At 53.8% G+C, this 2,846-nt stretch carries 2 rRNA genes (1 of these 2 cut by a window edge); both read right to left on the bottom strand.

Annotation, left to right across the window (positions count from 1 at the left end):
• Positions 1-60: ribosomal RNA gene (gene rrf / locus AC13GF_RS20880) — 5S ribosomal RNA — on the bottom strand; the annotation flags it as partial.
• Between the two features lie 127 nt (positions 61-187).
• Positions 188-2,846: ribosomal RNA gene (locus AC13GF_RS20875) — 23S ribosomal RNA — on the bottom strand; it runs 221 nt beyond the window's last position.

Genomic DNA, 2,846 nt, shown 5'->3' with positions numbered 1-2,846 from the left:
GCGTTTCACTTCCGAGTTCGGGATGGGATCGGGTGGTTCCACAGCGCTAATTTCACCAGGGAGGCGGTTGGAGCGTCGCCATCCAATACAGCCGGATAAGGCGCCTGCCTCTCGTAGTTCTTGTGACGTAGCGTGCACTTGGATGCTCTTACGACGTTGTCGTAAAGCCAAGGCAACTTGAGGTTATATGGTCAAGCCTCTCGGATCATTAGTATCAGTTAGCTCAATACATTGCTGTACTTACACACCTGACCTATCAACCACGTAGTCTACATGGTTCCTTCAGGGGGCTTGTGCCCCGGGAGATCTCATCTTGAGGCGCGCTTCCCGCTTAGATGCTTTCAGCGGTTATCGCTTCCGAACATAGCTACCCGGCAATGCCACTGGCGTGACAACCGGAACACCAGAGGTTCGTCCACTCCGGTCCTCTCGTACTAGGAGCAGCCCCTCTCAAATCTCCAACGCCCATGGCAGATAGGGACCGAACTGTCTCACGACGTTCTGAACCCAGCTCGCGTACCACTTTAAATGGCGAACAGCCATACCCTTGGGACCGACTACAGCCCCAGGATGTGATGAGCCGACATCGAGGTGCCAAACACCGCCGTCGATATGAACTCTTGGGCGGTATCAGCCTGTTATCCCCGGAGTACCTTTTATCCGTTGAGCGATGGCCCTTCCATACAGAACCACCGGATCACTAAGTCCTAGTTTCCTACCTGCTTGATCCGTCGATCTTGCAGTCAAGCACGCTTATGCCTTTGCACACAGTGCGCGATGTCCGACCGCGCTGAGCGTACCTTCGAGCTCCTCCGTTACTCTTTAGGAGGAGACCGCCCCAGTCAAACTACCCACCATACACGGTCCCCGACCCAGATAATGGGCCCAGGTTAGAACGTCAAGCACGACAGGGTGGTATTTCAAGGATGGCTCCGCCACAGCTAGCGCCATGGTTTCATAGCCTCCCACCTATCCTACACAGACGAACTCAACGTTCAGTGTAAAGCTATAGTAAAGGTTCACGGGGTCTTTCCGTCTTGCCACGGGAACGCTGCATCTTCACAGCGATTTCAATTTCACTGAGTCTCGGGTGGAGACAGCGCCGCTGTCGTTACGCCATTCGTGCAGGTCGGAACTTACCCGACAAGGAATTTCGCTACCTTAGGACCGTTATAGTTACGGCCGCCGTTTACTGGGGCTTCGATCAAGAGCTTCGCCTTGCGGCTGACCCCATCAATTAACCTTCCAGCACCGGGCAGGCGTCACACCCTATACGTCCACTTTCGTGTTTGCAGAGTGCTGTGTTTTTGATAAACAGTCGCAGCGGCCTGGTTACTGCGACCCTCTTCAGCTATAGCTCGCACGAGCCACCAAAAAGGGTGCACCTTCTCCCGAAGTTACGGTGCCATGTTGCCTAGTTCCTTCACCCGAGTTCTCTCAAGCGCCTGAGAATTCTCATCCTACCCACCTGTGTCGGTTTACGGTACGGTCTGCGTAAGCTGAAGCTTAGGAGCTTTTCCTGGAAGCGTGGTATCAGTGACTTCGCCATAAAGGCTCGTCTCGGTGCTCGGTCTTAAAGGATCCCGGATTTGCCAAAGATCCAAACCTACCGCCTTTCCCCAGGACAACCAACGCCTGGTACACCTAACCTTCTCCGTCCCTCCATCGCACTTACGCGAGGTGCAGGAATATTAACCTGCTTCCCATCGACTACGACTTTCGTCCTCGCCTTAGGGGCCGACTCACCCTGCGCCGATTAACGTTGCGCAAGGAAACCTTGGGCTTTCGGCGTGCGGGTTTTTCACCCGCATTATCGTTACTCATGTCAGCATTCGCACTTCCGATACCTCCAGCAGACTTCTCAATCCACCTTCAACGGCTTACGGAACGCTCCTCTACCGCGCATAACAAAGTTATGCACCCCAAGCTTCGGTTCACTGCTTAGCCCCGTTAAATCTTCCCCGCAGACCGACTCGACCAGTGAGCTATTACGCTTTCTTTAAAGGGTGGCTGCTTCTAAGCCAACCTCCTGGCTGTCTGTGCCTTTCCACATGGTTTTCCACTTAGCAGTGAATTTGGGACCTTAGCTGTGGGTCTGGGTTGTTTCCCTTTTCACGACGGACGTTAGCACCCGCCGTGTGTCTCCCATACAGTCCGTCTCGGTATTCGGAGTTTGCAATGGTTTGGTAAGTCGCGATGACCCCCTAGCCATAACAGTGCTCTACCCCCGAGAGGATACATATGAGGCGCTACCTAAATAGCTTTCGAGGAGAACCAGCTATCTCCGGGTTCGATTAGCTTTTCACTCCTAATCACACCTCATCCCCTACCTTTGCAACGGGAGTGGGTTCGGGCCTCCAGTGCGTGTTACCGCACCTTCACCCTGGGCATGACTAGATCACCCGGTTTCGGGTCTACTGCCCGCGACTATGCGCCCTTATCAGACTCGGTTTCCCTTCGCCTCCCCTATACGGTTAAGCTTGCCACGAACAGTAAGTCGCTGACCCATTATACAAAAGGTACGCAGTCACTCCTTGCGGAGCTCCTACTGCTTGTACGCACACGGTTTCAGGTTCTATTTCACTCCCCTCTCCGGGGTTCTTTTCGCCTTTCCCTCACGGTACTGGTTCACTATCGGTCGGTCAGTAGTATTTAGCCTTGGAGGATGGTCCCCCCATGTTCAGACAGGGTTTCACGTGCCCCGCCCTACTCGTCTTCACTGAAATGGCCCTTTCAGATACAGGGCTATCACCTTCTATGGCCACTCTTTCCAGAGTGTTTTCCTAGAACCAAATCAGCTTAAGGGCTAGTCCGCGTTCGCTCGTCGCTACTTACGGAATCTCGGT

Source organism: Stenotrophomonas sp. 22LJNL06-5-1, from assembly GCF_056861455.1.
Note: the sequence above shows the minus strand (reverse complement) of the source record. Positions and strands in the feature narration are given on the sequence as shown.